18 protein-coding genes and 1 pseudogene are annotated in these 17,806 nt (G+C 37.7%); 8 read left to right on the plus strand and 11 right to left on the minus strand.

Translation table 11 applies throughout. The features are described from left to right. Positions 1-22 precede the first annotated feature (22 nt). Together clpB and ACSU6B_RS01325 are read right to left on the minus strand one after the other, a co-directional pair. Positions 23-2,617, minus strand: coding sequence for an ATP-dependent chaperone ClpB (gene clpB / locus ACSU6B_RS01320; RefSeq protein ID WP_410882115.1), 2,595 nt, complete (start codon positions 2,615-2,617; stop codon positions 23-25). Positions 2,618-2,788: 171 nt separating this feature from the next. Beyond that, complete coding sequence (locus tag ACSU6B_RS01325; RefSeq protein WP_214999654.1) at positions 2,789-2,968, minus strand: YjzC family protein; 180 nt, start codon at positions 2,966-2,968, stop codon at positions 2,789-2,791. 280 nt (positions 2,969-3,248) lie between these two features. Between ACSU6B_RS01325 and ACSU6B_RS01330 the strand changes: the two genes are divergently transcribed. Beyond that, on the plus strand, positions 3,249-3,941 hold the full coding sequence (locus ACSU6B_RS01330) for a Crp/Fnr family transcriptional regulator (RefSeq protein ID WP_410882117.1): 693 nt from the start codon (positions 3,249-3,251) through the stop codon (positions 3,939-3,941). Positions 3,942-4,309: 368 nt separating this feature from the next. Beyond that, a pseudogene (locus tag ACSU6B_RS01335) lies at positions 4,310-5,085 on the plus strand (transposase). A 204-nt stretch (positions 5,086-5,289) separates the two neighbouring features. Here the strand turns inward: ACSU6B_RS01335 and ACSU6B_RS01340 are convergent. From ACSU6B_RS01340 to ACSU6B_RS01350, 3 genes are all read right to left on the minus strand, one after another. Next, positions 5,290-6,021 (minus strand): YwiC-like family protein, encoded by a 732-nt coding sequence (locus ACSU6B_RS01340; protein ID WP_410882119.1) that lies wholly within the window; start codon positions 6,019-6,021, stop codon positions 5,290-5,292. 324 nt (positions 6,022-6,345) lie between these two features. Then, positions 6,346-6,894: a molybdopterin-guanine dinucleotide biosynthesis protein B gene (mobB, locus tag ACSU6B_RS01345; protein ID WP_410882121.1), complete on the minus strand. Its 549-nt coding sequence runs from the start codon at positions 6,892-6,894 to the stop codon at positions 6,346-6,348. Next, positions 6,882-8,147, minus strand: coding sequence for a molybdopterin molybdotransferase MoeA (locus ACSU6B_RS01350; protein WP_410882123.1), 1,266 nt, complete (start codon positions 8,145-8,147; stop codon positions 6,882-6,884). Before ACSU6B_RS01350 ends, mobB begins: the two co-directional genes overlap by 13 nt. A 240-nt stretch (positions 8,148-8,387) precedes the next feature. On the opposite strand from ACSU6B_RS01350, the gene ric reads away from it, so the two are divergent. After that, positions 8,388-9,083, plus strand: a complete 696-nt coding sequence (gene ric / locus ACSU6B_RS01355) for an iron-sulfur cluster repair di-iron protein (RefSeq protein WP_410882125.1) — start codon at positions 8,388-8,390, stop codon at positions 9,081-9,083. A 72-nt stretch (positions 9,084-9,155) separates the two neighbouring features. On the opposite strand, the gene moaA is transcribed toward ric, so the two are convergent. Continuing rightward, a complete protein-coding gene (gene moaA, locus ACSU6B_RS01360) occupies positions 9,156-10,172 on the minus strand; it encodes a GTP 3',8-cyclase MoaA (protein ID WP_410882127.1) in 1,017 nt (338 codons plus the stop codon). Positions 10,173-10,535: 363 nt separating this feature from the next. Here moaA and ACSU6B_RS01365 point away from each other — a divergent pair, with 363 nt between their 5' ends. Further along, entirely contained in the window at positions 10,536-11,234 is a 699-nt protein-coding gene (locus ACSU6B_RS01365; protein ID WP_410882129.1) for a Crp/Fnr family transcriptional regulator, read from the plus strand. 81 nt (positions 11,235-11,315) lie between these two features. Here the strand turns inward: ACSU6B_RS01365 and ACSU6B_RS01370 are convergent, their stop codons facing one another. Together ACSU6B_RS01370 and ACSU6B_RS01375 are read right to left on the minus strand one after the other, a co-directional pair. Next, entirely contained in the window at positions 11,316-12,440 is a 1,125-nt protein-coding gene (locus ACSU6B_RS01370; RefSeq protein WP_410882131.1) for a TIGR04053 family radical SAM/SPASM domain-containing protein, read from the minus strand. A gap of 397 nt (positions 12,441-12,837) precedes the next feature. Beyond that, positions 12,838-13,146, minus strand: coding sequence for a metal-sulfur cluster assembly factor (locus tag ACSU6B_RS01375; protein ID WP_088086048.1), 309 nt, complete (start codon positions 13,144-13,146; stop codon positions 12,838-12,840). 278 nt (positions 13,147-13,424) lie between these two features. On the opposite strand from ACSU6B_RS01375, the gene ACSU6B_RS01380 reads away from it, so the two are divergent. The 3 genes from ACSU6B_RS01380 to ACSU6B_RS01390 all read left to right on the plus strand — a co-directional run bounded on the left by ACSU6B_RS01380 (position 13,425) and on the right by ACSU6B_RS01390 (position 14,692). Then, a complete protein-coding gene (locus ACSU6B_RS01380) occupies positions 13,425-14,240 on the plus strand; it encodes a Cof-type HAD-IIB family hydrolase (RefSeq protein WP_410882133.1) in 816 nt (271 codons plus the stop codon). Between the two features lie 112 nt (positions 14,241-14,352). Continuing rightward, positions 14,353-14,505 (plus strand): hypothetical protein, encoded by a 153-nt coding sequence (locus tag ACSU6B_RS01385; protein WP_168242474.1) that lies wholly within the window; start codon positions 14,353-14,355, stop codon positions 14,503-14,505. Position 14,506: 1 nt separating this feature from the next. Further along, positions 14,507-14,692 (plus strand): DUF3813 domain-containing protein, encoded by a 186-nt coding sequence (locus ACSU6B_RS01390; RefSeq protein WP_214999668.1) that lies wholly within the window; start codon positions 14,507-14,509, stop codon positions 14,690-14,692. Positions 14,693-14,867: 175 nt separating this feature from the next. Here ACSU6B_RS01390 and ACSU6B_RS01395 read toward each other — a convergent pair whose 3' ends face one another. Continuing rightward, positions 14,868-15,710: a YitT family protein gene (locus ACSU6B_RS01395; RefSeq protein WP_410882135.1), complete on the minus strand. Its 843-nt coding sequence runs from the start codon at positions 15,708-15,710 to the stop codon at positions 14,868-14,870. 123 nt (positions 15,711-15,833) lie between these two features. Between ACSU6B_RS01395 and ACSU6B_RS01400 the strand changes: the two genes are divergently transcribed. Next, entirely contained in the window at positions 15,834-16,694 is an 861-nt protein-coding gene (locus ACSU6B_RS01400; RefSeq protein ID WP_410882137.1) for a DegV family protein, read from the plus strand. Between the two features lie 40 nt (positions 16,695-16,734). Here the strand turns inward: ACSU6B_RS01400 and ACSU6B_RS01405 are convergent, their stop codons facing one another. Beyond that, positions 16,735-16,866 carry a DUF3941 domain-containing protein gene (locus ACSU6B_RS01405; RefSeq protein WP_024028473.1) on the minus strand — a complete coding sequence of 44 codons (132 nt, stop codon included), beginning with the start codon at positions 16,864-16,866 and terminating at the stop codon, positions 16,735-16,737. Positions 16,867-16,933: 67 nt separating this feature from the next. Beyond that, on the minus strand, positions 16,934-17,797 hold the full coding sequence (locus ACSU6B_RS01410; protein ID WP_214999675.1) for a CvfB family protein: 864 nt from the start codon (positions 17,795-17,797) through the stop codon (positions 16,934-16,936). Between the last annotated feature and the right edge of the window lie 9 nt (positions 17,798-17,806).

Below are 17,806 nucleotides of genomic sequence, written 5' to 3' on the forward strand. Positions count from 1 at the left end.
GATGACCTTTTTCTATAGGTATTTAATAAACCGATAAAGTAATCTCCCCATCGTTAATATTTATTTCCACTCTTGACTGATCATGTAACTTGCCAGCGATTATTTCACGGGCTAGCTTGGTTTCAATGTTTCTTTGAATAAATCGTTTTAAAGGCCTTGCCCCATAAATTGGATCAAATCCATTTACGGCAATGAATTCTTTTGCTTTCTCATTAATGATTATATCAATTTGTTGGTGCCTTAACCGATTTTGAAGTTCTCTCATCATTTTGGCAACGATATTCTTAATTTCGTCCAATGATAGCGGCTTAAAGAGGATTGTTTCATCGATTCGATTTAAGAACTCAGGACGGAAATGTCCCTGTAATTGACTCATCACTTTCTCCCTTACCGCTTCAGAGATTTCAACCTCCGTTTCACTTCGTTCTAGTAAAAAATGTGAGCCAATATTAGAAGTCATAATAATAACCGTATTTTTAAAGTCAACGACACGCCCTTTTGAGTCAGTAATTCTTCCGTCATCAAGCGCTTGTAAGAGAATGTTAAATACCTCAGGATGAGCTTTTTCAATTTCATCCATTAAAACAACAGAATATGGTCTTCTCCTTACTGCTTCCGTCAACTGTCCTCCTTCTTCATAGCCAATATAGCCTGGAGGAGCTCCAATTAGGCGGGACACAGCATGCTTCTCCATATATTCAGACATATCGATACGTATAATATGTTCCTCACTGTCGAATAAAGACTCGGCCAATGCTTTCGCTAGCTCCGTTTTCCCAACACCTGTAGGACCTAAAAATAAAAATGATCCAATTGGTCGATTAGGATCCTTAATTCCCGCACGCGCCCTGAGTACTGCATCTGCCACTAAATTTACTGCCTCATTCTGGCCGATGACTCTTTCGTGCAAGATTGATTCCAATTTTAACAGCTTTTCTCTTTCCCCTTCTACTAGCTTAGAAAGAGGTATTCCTGTCCATCTTGATACGATATTGGAGATTTCTTCTCCGGTAACTTCTTCACGAAGCAAACGTTCGTCTTTAGCAGTTGCCGTTTCGAGTTCCTTTAGTTCTTTTTCTGCTAACGGAATCTGACCGTGGCGAAGCTCTGCCGCTCGGTTTAAATCGTATTTATCTTCAGCTTGTTGAAGCTCCCTGCGAAGTTTTTCCAGTTGTTCTCTTTTCTCCTGCAATTTCTGTATACTTTGTTTCTCTTGAAGCCATTTTGCCTTCATTTCATTGGCTGTTTCTTTTAAATCAGCTAGTTCTTTTAGGAGTGCCTCCAGCCTCAACTTGCTCCCCTCATCAACCTCTTTACTTAAGGCAGCTTCTTCAATTTCCAATTGCATAACCCTGCGTGTTACCTCATCTAAATCGGTAGGCATTGAATCTATTTCAGTACGTATTAACGCACAAGCCTCATCGACAAGATCAATGGCTTTATCAGGCAAAAAACGATCGGTGATATAACGATCAGATAATGTGGCTGCAGCAACCAAGGCATGGTCATGAATTTTAACACCGTGATGCACTTCATATCGTTCTTTTAACCCTCTTAAGATTGAAATGGTATCTTCAACGTTTGGTTCTTGAACCAGTACCTGCTGAAATCTACGTTCAAGCGCTGGATCCTTTTCAATATATTTTCGGTGCTCATCTAGAGTAGTTGCTCCAATACAATGAAGTTCACCACGGGCCAGCATTGGTTTTAACATATTACCTGCATCCATCGCGCCTTCCGTCTTACCGGCTCCTACGATCGTGTGAATTTCATCAATAAATAACAATATTCGTCCTTCACTTTTTTTGATTTCATTTAGGACTGCTTTCAATCTTTCTTCAAACTCACCTCTAAATTTGGCTCCAGCAATTAACGCACTCATATCCAATGAGAAAATTGTTTTATCTTTGAGTCCTTCCGGTACATCTTTCCTAACTATCCTTTGTGCCAACCCTTCCACAATTGCAGTTTTCCCTACACCAGGTTCACCGATTAAAACAGGATTATTCTTTGTTTTCCTTGATAATATCCGAATTACATTGCGGATTTCAGAATCACGGCCAATAACTGGATCCATTTTTCCTTCTTTAACCTCAGCAACAAGATCCCGTCCATATTTTTTTAATGCTTCGTATCCTGCTTCTGGATTTTGTGATGTCACTCTCTGGTTCCCCCTAATTTCTTTAATTGCTTGCAAAACTTTGTCTGGTTGAATTCCAACGTTTTGTAAAAGCTTTCGCATTTCTGAATCCTTTGCGTAGACTGCAGCTAACAGAATATGTTCAACTGATAAATACTCATCTGAAAACTTTTTGGCAAACTCCTCGGCACTGACAAAAAGTTTTTGCAGCTTGGCTGTGATATAAAGTTTTCCCTGTTCAACCCCACTTCCCGTAACCTCTGGTTTTTTAGCAAGAGCAACAGTAAGGTACTTGCTAATTTTTTCGGGAGGGACACCTGAGTTTTCTAATATAGAAGAAATGAGACTACCTTCTTGATCCATTAAACATAAAAACAAATGGGGTTCATCAATCTCTTGATGATTTTTTTTGACAGCTAGCGACTGAGCATCCATTAGCCCTTTTTGTAACCTTTCTGTCATTCGATTCATATCCATTTTTTAACACACCCTCTTTGACCAATTTTGACCTTTTCATTTATTATAAAACTTCATATATAAAAAGTAAATTTTGCAAAGAAGAATAATAGCAAAAATTGCCTACTGACGCCTAGCCTAGGCGCAGGCAAAAGAAAAAGCCACCCTATGGATGACCTTTTCCTTATTTATTTATGGTTTCCGCTGATATGTCCAAACACGTTCATCATTTGATGTTTCAGGAAATGGATCCCCTGCTTTTAGCCTTATTTTTTTGGGATTATTAACATTGCTTTCCGTGTCACCGATTTCAACATACACCCCATTATTAGGTGCTTTTTTTCCTGATTTAAACTGATGATTTTGACCCATTTTTTTCCCTCCTTCTCTTCTACATCTTTATTATTACCTTTTTGTTAGCGGCCCATTATTGGAATTTTTTGCAAATTACCTTATTAGTCGACATTATTTCCTAAGAAATACGCAAAGATTCTTCAAACTTTTGACGATTGTATGAACTTATTGCTCATTTGTTGCTAATTATTCTTTGTTAACAATATAATTATAGTATTATCTAGCAAATTAAACCTTGACTGTCATTTTTTTAAATCAAATGAGCATTGAATTCGTACCTTTAAAGGTGGTTATGAGTATGCAGTCAGTAAAAGAAATGCCGGTAACACTGTCCCATCTTTTCGATACCGTTCACCATATAAAAAAAATTGAAAAAGGTACCTTTTTATTTCAAGAAGGATCTGTAGCCGATGAATTGTATATTGTTCAAAGTGGCATTCTTCAAATCAGCAAGATCATCCCTGACGGAAGAGAACTTACGTTAAGAATGTGCTCGCGGGGTGATTTTGTCGGTGAATTAAACTTATTTTCCCCTTCTTCAAGATATTTATTAAGTGCACGTGTTGTCGAGTGTGGTGAAGTAGCCGTTATTATGAAAGACACGCTTGAGGAAAAACTCTCACAAAATCTGGCACTTTCATTTGAATTCATTAAGTGGATGAGTCAGCAATATCGAAAAACACAAACTAAGTTTCGTGATTTGGTTCTTCATGGAAAAAAAGGGGCTCTTTATTCCACACTTATTCGAATTACAAATAGTTATGGAATTAAAACCAATAAAGGAATATTAATTGAATTGCCACTAACCAATCAAGAGTTAGCCAATTTTTGTGGTACATCAAGAGAAGTAGTAAATCGCTTGTTGAGCGATTTACGTAAGGCCGGTATCCTGTCAATAGATAAAGGAACAATTACTATTCATGATTTAGTATATTTAAAACGGGAAATTGATTGTGAAGATTGTCCAACCGAAATCTGTAAAGTTGATTAGAATTGCTGCTGGCAAACAACTTAAAATTAAGCAAAAAAATCGGTCATATCGACCGATCAGGCTGTCGAGAAACTTTCGACAGCCTCTTATTTTCTACAATAACTTTAACCATTCACCGCGTTAATTTATTATAATATTATTAATATATAGGCTTTGCAACATGTCTGTTTATTTGCGCTCCAGGCACTTCGCTTTCCGCGGGCGTGCCGGGGAGCCTCCTCGGCGCTGAAGCGCCTGCGGGGTCTCCCCTGCCCCGTACTCCCGCAGGAGTCTGCGTGCCTTCCGCGCAAATCAACAGAGCTGTAAAATCAATAATACACTGCTCTTAACACAACCAAACAATAAAAAATTATTGTTTCTATTGATGAATGGTTCCTGACAATCACCTTCTTCGTTTAATCGATAAATAGATTGATCTTTCATTCCTTCTTGAAAAGGTACGTCCTTATTATAGTGATGATAACGGACGCCCTTCCGATCCGAGCGACAATTACAATGAGAAATTGAAATGAATGTTGCCTACCGCTGGTTTTTAGGCCTGAAATTTAAGGAGCCTGTTCCACACCACTCAACGATTAGTTGGAATCGCCAACATCGTTTTAAAGGTACCGATATCTTTCAGGAAATATTTGATGAGATGGTTCTCCAGGCAATGAATCACAATATGGTAGGTGGTCGTGTCTTATTTTCGGATTCTACTCATTTAAAGGCTAACGCTAATAAACGAGATCTATACGTTTGTCCTAATAATCAAGAATTACCCTACAGCACAACAAACCGTGAGGGTTATAAAGAATATAAGTCTGATTCGAAGAAATGTGAAAACTGCCCACTTCTTTCCCAATATACACGCTCCAAAAATAAGGTAAAAGTAGTGACACATCATGTTTTGGAAGAGCACAAGGAAAAGGTAAGGGAAAATCGCTTATTTAAATCTGGAACAATGCTTTATAAATTTAGAAAGGAAAAAATTGAGCGAAGCTTCGCAGACTCAAAAGAGCTGCACGGGCTTCGCTATTGCCGGTTACGGGGATTGAAGAAAGCAAGCGAACAGGCTCTCCTTACGGCAGCCTGCCAAAATATGAAAAAGATTGCAACACAATTAGCAAGGCTAGAAAAAGTGTGTTGCAATTCTTTAGGTTGATTACCTCCCTGTTGATTTCCGCGGAAGGCACGCAGACTCCTGCGGGAGGACGGGGCTGGGGAGCCCGTGGAAAGCGAAGTGCCTAGAGCGGAAATCAACAGGCCCATTCGCAGGTACAATGAATAATTAAATGCTGAGAATTAAAAAAATGCCGAGAAAAATACCCTTTCTCGACAATCTGATCGGTCATATCGACCGATTTTTTTATTTTAATAAGATTATTTGAATGGCCATAATCGTAAAGAATATAGCTGAATTTATTATTTCGTAAATGCCAATTTGTTTAGGCGATAATGGTTTCCCATAAAATATAATAGCTCTCAGAAGACTTGGGATAAATGCTATTGAAACGATCCAAAAGCCAACTCCGAACCACACTGCCACTAAAAGAAAATGGTAAATCCATGAAATCCATTTAAATTGGGTATTCTTCTTCTCACTAATCATTGTTTTGACATAAAAAGTACAGCCCACAAAAAACAGGACCGAAGTTACAAAAGTGAAAACAAGCGTCTCTATATTCATAACACCGTGTCCTAAATAACTGCTTGCTAATCCAGCAACTGAAAAGGCAAAAATAGCAGAGAGATCATTCATAAAAGTACGGTCTTGATTTTTGGAAGTAAAGTAAGCATTTATTATAAAAAACGGAATCATTAGAAGACCAAAATAAAAAATAGTTGGTCTTTCCAAAAGTGGAATAAGTAAAAGTAATAGGGATGGAATCATATATACAAGTGTCCATTTAGTATACAACTGAAGTTTTTTCTTTTTAAATAAAAGAAGCATCGCATAGGTCGCCAAGTATAATAGGAGCCATCCAAAGAAAAATGGAACATGCTTCCACATAAACCCTCCTTCAATGACACCAAGCCAAAAAGGGATGATTAGCATTGCCCATGCACCATGTTGTTTCGGTAAAAATAACTTCATCATTTTCACTCCTCTTCCTTGACTAACCTAAATATAAGCCAGCTAAGCGGAAAAATAAGTGAAACACATCACATAATTACAGTAAAAAAGAAGGACTCCGCCTTCTTTTTGTGACAAATTTGTTTAGGTTAAAATGGAAGTACAGCAAATCTATCTCATCTACTAGGTAACTTCAATCATCTCTAGGTCGGTTATCTGATGAGTGATTGCTGTATTTCCATTAAAGACCCATAATTCTATTTTAACAAACATTATATCCCCTAATTTGTATTGTAGAGTATACCCATATTTCAAGCTGTGACAAAAGTAACAGATTTGACAATTTTATTAACTTTTTTGATCAATATTATGAACAAGCTCCTGAAGTACTTGCGCAGTCCAGATTAATGCACCTTCATCGTTGATATGAAAGCTGGGCACATTGATTCTTGATGTGATTTGCTCTTGCATTTCTTCCTTCCAATACACAATAGCAGAAACATTACTTACGGTATCTAACAAAGAAAGGTCACTTTCATCTCTTAATAGGAGTAACTTCGGGAAGGACTTAAACTTATAGCCTTCGATTAATATTACATCTGGATGAAAGAATTTCATTAACTCAATCTGATCTTCTAGTGATGGATAGAAATTGTCAGCTTGTAACATTAAACTTCCATCTCCTTCCACAATCGAGGCAAGAGCACCTGCATTTAGATGTTTTTCTGTATCTTTCTGCGGCAGCGCTGCGAGCCTTCCTCCATGACCATGATGCTTAATCGTAACTGTTTTAAGTCCTTTTTTTACTAAGTCTTCGATCATTTTGGCTGTTATGGTTGTTTTACCACTATTTTGATAACCAACCACCTGAAAGATAACAGGCTTTACCAAGGCCACACACTGCCAACCTGGTCTTCAAGCAGGAGGACATCCACTTCACTTCCGGCTGTAAAGCCTCTAGTTCCGCCTGGAAGAATCATCAACGAATTCGCTCCAGAAAGGCTCATAATAATGTTAGACTTGTCAAGTCCACTCGGTGTTGCCTTTAGTCTTCCCGCATCTATAAATGTAGTACTTCGCACAAACCTTGTAAATGGATTTGCTTTAGGAAAATCGACTTCTAAAAGAGCTTGCTCTTTACGAAGGTGAGGTTTTTCTGAAAAAAGCAACCTACGGATAATTGGACGGGCAAACAATTCAAAGCCTACATAACAAGCCGATGGATTACCCGAAAGTCCAAAGAGAAGCTTCCCATTGTGCTGTGCAACCGTCGTCACACTTCCAGGGCGCATGGCAACTTTATTAAAGAAAACCTCTGCCCCAAGCTTTTCATAGATAGCAGGCAGATAATCAAAGTCCCCAACTGACACCCCGCCGGTGGTAATTAATAAGTCTACTTCATTTATTGCTTTTTGGACTGCTTCAAAGCAAGTGTCAAATTCATCAGGAAGCTTTCCAAAATAGTGAACAATGCCTCCCGCTCTTTCAATTTGGGCTGCAATCATATGGGAATTACTATTACGAATTTTTCCTGGAACCAAGGCTTCATTTACTTCTAAAAGCTCTGTCCCTGTTGCAAACAAACCAACACGTGGCTTTTTCGCAACGGACACTCGTTCATATCCAAACGTTGCAAGCATGGCTTGAATTCCAGGATTTATCAATGTTCCTTTTTTTACCAAAACTTCACCCTGCTTGGCATCTTCACCACTGAACGAAACATTATCACCCTTTTTAAAGCTGCGTTTAATGGACATATATGGGATTCCATTCTTTTCGTAGGCCTGTGCCACCTCAAACATAACGACAGCATCAGTTCCCACTGGCATCATTGCGCCAGTCATAATTCTAACAGCTTGGTTCTCCCCAATTACTTTAGTAGAAACCATTCCCGCGCCGATGTGATCGACCACTTCAAATTCAACTACATTGGATAGCGAAGCCTCACGTGTATCGATTGACCTGACAGCAAAGCCATCATACGGTGCACGGTCAAAATGGGGCACATCGCTAGTTGCGATCAAATCCTCCGATAAAAAGCGGCCAAAGCTTTCATTTATCGAAACTTGTTCGGTCACACCAAGTAATTGATATTCCATTATGCTTTTGACCGCTTCTCCAATTGGTATCGGTCTTCTTCTTTCGAACAAAATAATCAGCTCCTGCCTTAAACAAATATCTATTCATTGTGATATGTACTAATAGTTATCGACTAATCAACATTATAAGCTTATTAAAAACTAACTAACATATCAAATGTCACAAAATAAAAGAATCTTGCCAAAAAATATAAAATCATAGGGAATGTGTGATTCTGGTCACCTATTTTTTTTCTATTTTGCATTATGATTAGGTTAGATTTAATCTTGGACTTTGGGAGGAAATTAAAGATGAGTTTCACAATTACAGCCAATTCATTAGTTAAAGATATTGTTAACGAATTACCTAAAACAAGTGATGTTTTCAAAAAGAACCGAATCGATTTTTGCTGCGGTGGTAATATCCCGTTAACTGAAGCAGTTGCTCAAAATAAGCTTAACCTTGAAACTTTGTTAGATGAATTAAAAGAGGTATTTGAAAAATACGAAAACACCGAGAAAGATGTTGAGGTTTGGACTAATTCTGATTCAACTACAATTATTGATCATGTCATTTCCAACTACCATCGTGTATCTGAAGAGGAACTAACTATGCTAAGTCCCTATGTAACGAAGGTTTCACGTGTCCATGGAGATAACCATCCAGAGTTACTAAAGGTTAACGAACTCTTCTATGAATTCAAAAAAGAATTGATGGAGCATATGGCGAAAGAGGAAGCTGTTGTATTTCCATTAATTAAGCAGCTTGCGGATGGAACCGTGAAGAATCGTGAAGAAGCAATTGCAATGATTGTTGAATTAGAAAAGGAACATGACCATGCCGGTGAAATTTTAAGAGAGATCCGTGCAGTAACTTCTGACTACACTCTACCTCTGGATGCATGCGGTACGTACCGTTTAGTATATGCACGCTTGGAAGCATTAGAAGGATTAACCTTTATGCATGTGCATCTTGAAAACAACATCCTATTTCCTAGATATCTTTAATAAAATCAACAGTCCGCTTTTCTTAAAGCGGGCTGTTTTTTTGTACAAAAAACTCTCTTCCTGGAAGAGAGTTTAACCACCAATATAGGACATTTCTATTTTTTTACGGTTTTTGTGCATTTCGGCTGTTCGTTCGTCTGAATATCTGTCATCTCGTCCATTCCAAATGGCGCTCACCCGCTCACGGATTTCTGCGTCAGAGGCACCGTTTCTCATAAAATTACGGATATCATGCCCATTCCCATTAAATAAACAAGTAAAAATCTGACCATTCGCTGAAAGTCGAGAACGAGTGCAACTTGAACAAAACGATTCCGAAACAGATGTGATAAATCCTACATTCACATCTTTATCTTTATAGCGGTACACCTTTGCCACTTCTCCGTAATATGCTGGGTCAACGGGTTCAAGATCAAATTGTTCTTTTAACAAATAATATATCTGTTTTTTTGTAATAACATCATCCATTTTCCAGCCGTTCGTGGAGCCAACATCCATGAATTCTATATAGCGAAGCTCCAGACTGTTCTCCTTGCAGTACTCTGCCATTGGAATAATTTCAGTATCATTCAAACCTTTTTTGACAACCATATTAATTTTGACCCCAAGACCTGCTTGTTTCGCTGCTTCAATGCCTTCCAAAACTGGCCCAGTTCCAACCCCACGCCCGTTAATTTGGCCAAACAATTCATCGTTCAAGGTATCAAGGCTGACATTTACTCTTTTGAGTCCTGCTTCCTTTAAATCTTGGGCAAATTTCGGCAGGAGCACACCATTCGTCGTTAATCCGATATCAAGTAAGCCCTCAATAGCTGACAGCTTCTTAACAAGAATAGGCATATCTCTTCGAAGAAGAGGTTCTCCTCCAGTTAGGCGAATTTTTTCCACACCCAAACTAACAAATATTTTCGCTAGTCGTTCGATCTCTTCATAGGATAGCAAAGCACTTTTAGGAAGAAACTCAAAATCAGGACCAAATTGATCTGCTGGCATACAGTATTGGCAACGGAAATTACATCGATCAATCACAGAAATTCTTAAGTCATGCAATGGTCTATTTAATTTATCTTTAATAATGGTTTTTTCCATTCCATATCAACTCCATTATTTTAAGGAACCTAATGATATCCAGTGTACCAGTATTTAGATAAAAAAACTGTTACTTTATTCACTATAACAATACTTTTAAATACAATTCTTATCTTAGCAGAAGTTTTACAATCTATAAATAACTGTTTTGGTAAAAATTTTCCTCTACAGATTTTATTCATTTAACCTAAAATTCAAATAGAAAATAAATAAACATGATTAATTTCATATTAGTTTTCACTGTATTGTCATTGTTTACTTCTTCTTATTGGTTCCTCATGAGATAAAATGGTACTAACAAACTAAACATTGATCACTATGGAAAAAAGATGGTTGTTAATATGACACATTGAGGTGAAGCTGATGGCAGCAATTATGAAACCAACTCATTCAATTGAAATAAAAGAATTGCTTAAATTTGCAGACCGGAAATTTAAAAGTGAAAAAGGAAGCTTTTTATTTCAGGAAGGAATGCTTGCGGAAGAACTTTACATTATCATTTCCGGCAAAATTCAAATCAGTAAAATTACTTCAGATGGCCGTGAACTTTCATTAAGAATTTGTGGAGAAAATGATATATGCGGGGAATTAACCCTATTTACTGATAACCCCAGATATTTATTAAGTGCAATGGTTCTTGAAGAAGGAGAAATCGTAGCAATAAAAAAGGATATAATCGAAAGTCAAATTTTCCAAAACAGTAAGCTTGCTTTTGAATTTATGAAATGGATGAGTGATCATTTCCGGAAAACACAAACAAAATTTCGCGACCTCGTTTTAAATGGAAAACGAGGTGCCCTTTTCTCAACTCTTATCCGTATGTCGAATAGTTATGGTATTCAAAAAGATAATGAAATCTTAATAGATCTGCCGTTAACTAACCAAGAACTTGCCAACTTCTGCGGTACATCACGTGAGAGTACAAACCGTATACTTAGTGAACTAAAGAAAGATAAAATCATTTCAGTTAAAAAAGGAAAGATCTCAATATTGGATTTACAATACTTAAAAAATGAAATCGACTGTGAAAATTGTTCTGCCGTTTATTGCAGTATCGAATAGGCTGGTCTTTACTTATTTGCAGTTATCTATATACGTAAGGCTGTCTAACTATATGAGGCAGCCTTTTTTTATCGGTTTTAATTACTGTACTTGCTTTTCTCTTAATGATTTAGGAATATAAACGCAGAATGGCTCGCTTTCTAGGTAATCTCCAGTCATTGCATAAGCTCTAGACCTTGATCCCCCGCAAACATGGCGGAATTCACAGACACCACATTTCCCTTTAAAAAGATCTGGGTTTCTTAGTGATAGGAAAATTGGTGATTCACGATAAATTTCAGCTAATGGCTTTTCCCGGATATTACCAGCTTTAACGGGTAATAGTCCGCTTGGATATACATCGCCAATATGGGAGATGAATACAAAACCATTACCATCATTAACACCTTTTGGTGCTCGTCCTAAACCATCGATAGAGCCTGTTAATCCTTTTTCTGTTAATGCGCTTAAATACTCAATCTCATCTGTTGTTTCCTTCGCTTCGCGCATTTTTTGTTGAATCACAACACGTCTGTAGTGCATGGCTTCTGTTGTTTTGATATCAAAAGATACGCACTTACTTAAATCATATAGCCATCTGAATACTTTTTCATGTTGAACTGGAGAAATCATATCTGATTGTTGACCTCTTCCTGTTGGCACTAGGAAAAAGACACTCCATAACACACATTCTAAATCTTCAACCATTTTTGCCATTTCATCAAGATAGTCAATATTGTAACGGGAAATCACCGTATTAATCTGAATGGGTAATCCAACTTCATGCAAATATTTTATTTTTTCCATGGTAAGGTCGAATGATCCAGCTGTTCCTCTAAAATGGTCATGAATCTCAGCCCTAGGACCATCAATACTAAATGCCCAGCGAGCAAGACCAACTTCTTTTGCTTTTTCAATTGCTTCCTTTGTTACATTTGGTGTCGCGCTTGGGGTCATTGATACCCGTACGCCTTTTTCGACTGCATATTTCGCAATATCAAAAACATCTTCTCTCATCAGCGGGTCTCCGCCAGTAAAAACAAGCATCGGATTGTTCATTTCATATATTTGATCAATTAGATTTTTTCCTTCTTCAAAAGATAGTTCACGTGGATCCCTTTTATACTGTGCATCGGCACGGCAGTGCAGGCACTTTAATTTACAAGCTCTAGTGAGTTCCCATATTACGATAAAAGGGTCTTTATTAAAATCTCGGCTAATAGCCATATAAAACGCCTCCTAATAACGGCTATTCAAATCCAACAGCCTTATTAATCTGTATTATAAAGGTGTTTATATTTGAAAAAAGTGAACTATCTCACATTCTGTAAGCTAGATATGTCTGAATCGTGAAAAATAAGAAAAGCGTAAGCGCCCGGTTAGCGGCGTATGGACTGGAGCACTTTGACTGAGATAAAGGAAACACGGAGAGCGTTAGCGATCCGATGTTGACTTATCGTAGGGAAAAGGGCGGAGTACACTAGCCGCTGGGCTCTGGAGCTAGACAGTTATCTAAGTTCAAATTTTTCAACTTTCTTATTTTGAAATAAAAAAACAGCAGAAAATCTGCTGTTTCTAAAAAATACGCTTATTTTACTGAGAGTTCAAAAGCCTCTAATTAAGCTTAGCGAATTCCTAATGCGATTTTCGCATAACGTGACATCATTTCTTTATTCCATGGAGGATTAAAAACAATATTTACTTCTACTTCTTTGATTTCCGGAATGTCGGCCAATGCCCGTTTAACCTGGTCAACAATTGTTCCAGCAAGTGGGCAGCCCATTGAAGTTAACGTCATGGTAATCGTTACGTTTCCTTCTTCATCCATTTCAGCATTATATACTAATCCTAAATTAACAATATCTACTCCTAGTTCAGGGTCGATTACTAGTTCTAAGGCACCCATGATATTTTCTTTTAGTTCTTCATTCATGTTTGATCCACTCCTTCATTATCTTTGTCCCACTCTATTATAGCAAATTATCAAGCATGCCAAGATTGAGACTTAGTTTAAAAAAGTATATAGTTTTTTTATATCATTTGGTGTGAATTTTTTTACAGTTTAGATATAAAATTGTTAACATAGTAAATATAGGAATTAATAATTCCTCTAAGTATTAAATTCATAATTGCAGTGTAACATGTATATAAATTTTTTCCTAAAGCGACGCACTTTATTAGCGATGAAAATTATAATTAGAAGGAGTTATTATGACAGATAGACACTTAATTGCATTAGATTTGGATGGGACATTATTAAAAGATGATAAAACGATATCATTAAAAACACACGGAATTATTAAAAAAGCAAGAGAACAAGGTCATATCGTTATGATTGCAACAGGAAGGCCTTATCGTTCCAGTGAGATGTACTATCGGGAATTGGATTTGGACACTCCGATTGTCAATTTCAATGGAGCATTTATGCATCACCCTCGAAAACCTGACTGGGGATTTTATCATGAACCTCTTGATATAAAGGTTGCAAAGGAAATTGTGGAAGCGTGCAGAAGTTTCCACTTCCATAATATAATTGCCGAAGTGATCGATGATGTTTACTTCCATTACCATGATGAAAAGCTGTTAGATATTTTCAACTTTGGCAATCCAAAAATCACTACGGGAGACCTGGCAAATTATCTAAATGATTCACCCACGAGTTTATTAATTCATACGGAGGAGGATCAATTAAAGATAATTCGTGAACACTTATCGGCTGTCCATGCAGAAGTTATCGATCATCGCAGTTGGGCCGCTCCATGGCATGTAGTTGAAATTATAAAGGTTGGCTTAAACAAGGCCGTGGGGTTAAAAAAGGCTTCTGATTATTATGGTATTCCCGCTGATAGAATTATTGCGTTTGGCGATGAAGACAACGACCTTGAAATGCTTGAATATGCAGGGCATGGGATTGCCATGGGAAATGCAATCGACAAAGCGAAAAATATTGCTAATGACGTCACTTTAAGTAACGAAGAGGATGGTGTTGCTCAATATTTGGCGGATTTGTTAAATATAAAATATTAACACCCATTTCGCCATTGTTTACCTAAATGAACCTTACCATTTTGGTACATACTATTTTTTGAGGCAGCGTTGCTGTTTCAATATGAGCTATGAGCATATTGGAGGGATTCGAATGGGTAAACGAAACAAATCAAAACGCTTTGTCCAGCAAGGAGTAGATACGGTCAGTAAGCATGCTGAACGTATTCCTTATCACATGACATACGCTGAAGCGGAAGCTCAGAAGATGTCCAATGTGCAAGAATCCTCGCTTGGAGGAATATAACATGGGAAACCAATTGTTCCAAGAAGCACGAAGATTTGTTGAGATGGCGAAGTCTGCCGACCCAGCTGATCTTGATTCTGCTGTCGCGAAAGCTAAAAATGCATTAAGTTCTGCTTATGCAAATTCGACTGTAGCAGAGCAAGCACAGCTCCAACAAATGCAACAAGAGCTTGAACAGATGAGTTAAAAGGAAAAGCGGAGGCACCTTAGGGCGCTTCCGCTTTTCTTTTTGTCTAGCTACAGAGCCTAGGGGCTCGGGGTCATAAGCCAATCCGTCCTGAAGGTTAAAAAGCAACCTTCAAGCCGGCTCGTCTTATGCCTGTCGCCCCTGAACAAGGCGCTTCCGCTTTTCCTTTTTAACTCTATTCCTTGCGAAAAAATCCATAGATATTGGTTGTTTGAATGATATTTGTAAAGGCATTGGGATCCACTTCCTTAAGGATCCTTTCCAAATCAAAGAGCTCATAGCGGGTAATAACAACCATCAACATTTCTCTTGCTTCGTTTGAAAACGCACCTTTTGCTGGTAGAATCGTGATTCCTCTTACAAGTTTTTCTTGTATCGCTTTTTTCATGCCATCAGCCTTTTTGGTAATAATTATTGCAGTGAGTTTTGCATGTCTAGTATGAATGGCATCAATCACTCTTGTCGAAGTATATAAAGTGACAAGTGTATAAAGGGCTTTCTCCCAGCCATACAAAAATCCAGCTGTTATAATAATCACCCCATTTATAACCAACATATAGGGTCCGATCGGCTTGTCTTTCATTCTCGATAAAACCATTGCAATGATATCCACTCCGCCTGTTGAAGCCCCCCATTTTAACGTAATCCCGACGCCAACAGCTTGGATGACACCACCAAAAACAGCATTTAGAAGGATATCATTCGAAACTTGTTTAATAGGAATTAGTATTAAAAACAACGAGGACAGGGCAACACTTATAAAGCTATAGACGGTAAAGGATTTCCCTACCTTTTTCCAGCCTAAAATGGCCACAGGAATATTCAGCAATAATAATAAGAACCCTAGTGAAACATGGATAGGAGTATAGTCACTTAACACCTTTGAAAGTAGTTGCGCTATTCCAGTAAATCCACTTGAATAAATATTTGCCGGTATTAAAAATAAATTCATCGCTAACGCACCTAACAATGAACCCGCTGCCACCACTGCCAGTTTTTGCACCTGAAGCCATATCATTTCAATTTCCCCCTTTTTATTTGATTGTCAGTCATTAATACTTTTGTCGTGATTGCTAATTGTATTATTATGGTGAAACCGATAAACTGAAACTATAAATTAGCCTGAAAGCAGGTGAGCTTCATGCAGGTAAGAATACTAGCTGATAGCGCATGCGATTTACCAAAAAGTTTTTATGAAGAGAATCATGTGACTATATTTCCTTTAAAAGTAGAGATTAATGGAAAAGAATTTGAAGATGTAAAATCAATTGATCCAAACACCGTCTATGTGGCAATCCGTAATGGTGTTGTTCCAAAAACATCTCAAGTCTCCCCACTTCTGTTTGAGGAAGTATTTACCGAAATGGCAGAAAAAGATGAAGATGGGATATACATAGCTTTTTCTTCAGAATTATCTGGTACATATTCAACCGCTGTTATGATTCTTGACCAAGTGAAGGAAAAATATCCAAATTTTAAATTAACAATTGTCGATACAAAATGTGCATCGCTTGGATCTGGTCTTGTAGTTAAAGAAGCAGCATCACTCGCCATGAAAGGTGTCGGTAAAGAAACAATCTTAGAAGATGTTGTTTTTAGAAGCCAACACATGGAACATCTTTTTACTGTTGAAGATTTAGATTATTTAGCAAAGGGTGGCCGAGTATCAAAAGCATCTGCTTTCCTGGGGGGATTATTGAACATTAAGCCCATCTTAAATGTAGAAGCCGGAAAACTTGTCCCAATTGAAAAAATACGTGGGAAGAAAAAAGTAATGCGCCGTATCATCGAAATCATGAAGGAACGCGGGGCAAATATGAAAGACCAAGTGATTGGGATTAGCCAAGCTGATTGTGAAGAAACTACATTAGAAATGAAAGCACTGATTGAAGAAGAATTCCATCCGAAAGAGGTATTCATTTCTTCCATTGGTTCTGCCGTTGGGTCACATACAGGTGCAGGAACAATCGCCATTTTTTTCTTAAATCAAATGCCTTCTTAATAATAAAAAAATGAGTGAGGTGCGCACCTCACTCATTTTTCTATTTATGGTCTGTCTGCTTGGAGTATTGATTTTTTCCAGCTTGACGATTTTTTTCGCGCATCATATTCTTTTCATGGCGAAGGGCATTGTTGTCTTTTGCTTTTTTATCGTTGTCTGATGTGTGTGGCATATCCTTACCCCTTTCAAATAGATTCACTTTAGTTTCTGTCAATTTGAAAAGAGTATGTAAAAACACATTAATCTTTCTTTACATATGTCCAGTTGCCCTCTTGGTATACCCTGCCCTCTTTCATGAGCTTTCCAAGTGCCCGCTTGAAGGCACCTTTGCTCAAATCGAAACGATCCTTAATATCTTCAGGCATGCTTTTATCGTTATAGGGCATGGCTCCATTTCTGCTCATTAGATATTCATATATCCGTTCCGCATCTAGATCCTGTGATTCCTCTTTCCTTGCTAGTAAAGAAACATTAATCGTTCCGTCTTCCTTAACGTCAATAATCCTTCCCTCAACCTTTTCACCTATCCGTGGCTCTTCTGGTCTTTGTGATTCATGAATGAACCCTTTGAACCCTTCTATTGTATAGATCCAGCTGCCTACTTTAGCTGTACGATAAATATGTCCCTGCACATTTTTATTAAAATTTTCTCTTGTTGCTTTTACGGAAATGGATTCAATTACTTGGTCACTGGCAAGCTTCGCGTAAAGAAGGTAATTGCTGCTTAGCTTTAAAGTTATGTAGACTAAATCTCCTGGCTTCGGCCATACGGACTTATGCACAGGCAAATCATCGATTCCTAACAAAATATCCTTTGGAAGTCCTATATTGATAAAGACGCCAATTCTGGGATTTATGTCCGTTACTTTAACCCAAGCATATCGTCCAATCGCAACCTCAGGAATAGTGGTTGATGCAGAGATTCGACCTTCTGAATCAACATAAAGAAACACCTCAACCTGATCCTCTTCTTCTAATTCTTGATTGGCTTGATTTATATGCAGCAAAACATCTTCATTACCGTCTGTTAAAAAATAGCCAAAGGATGCTTTACGGGCGACTGTTAATGTGGTTGTTTGACCAATAAGTTCATTTAAAGACATATATAACTC

Origin of the sequence: Neobacillus sp. C211, assembly GCF_051842875.1 — a bacterium.
GTDB lineage: Bacteria > Bacillota > Bacilli > Bacillales > Cytobacillaceae > Neobacillus.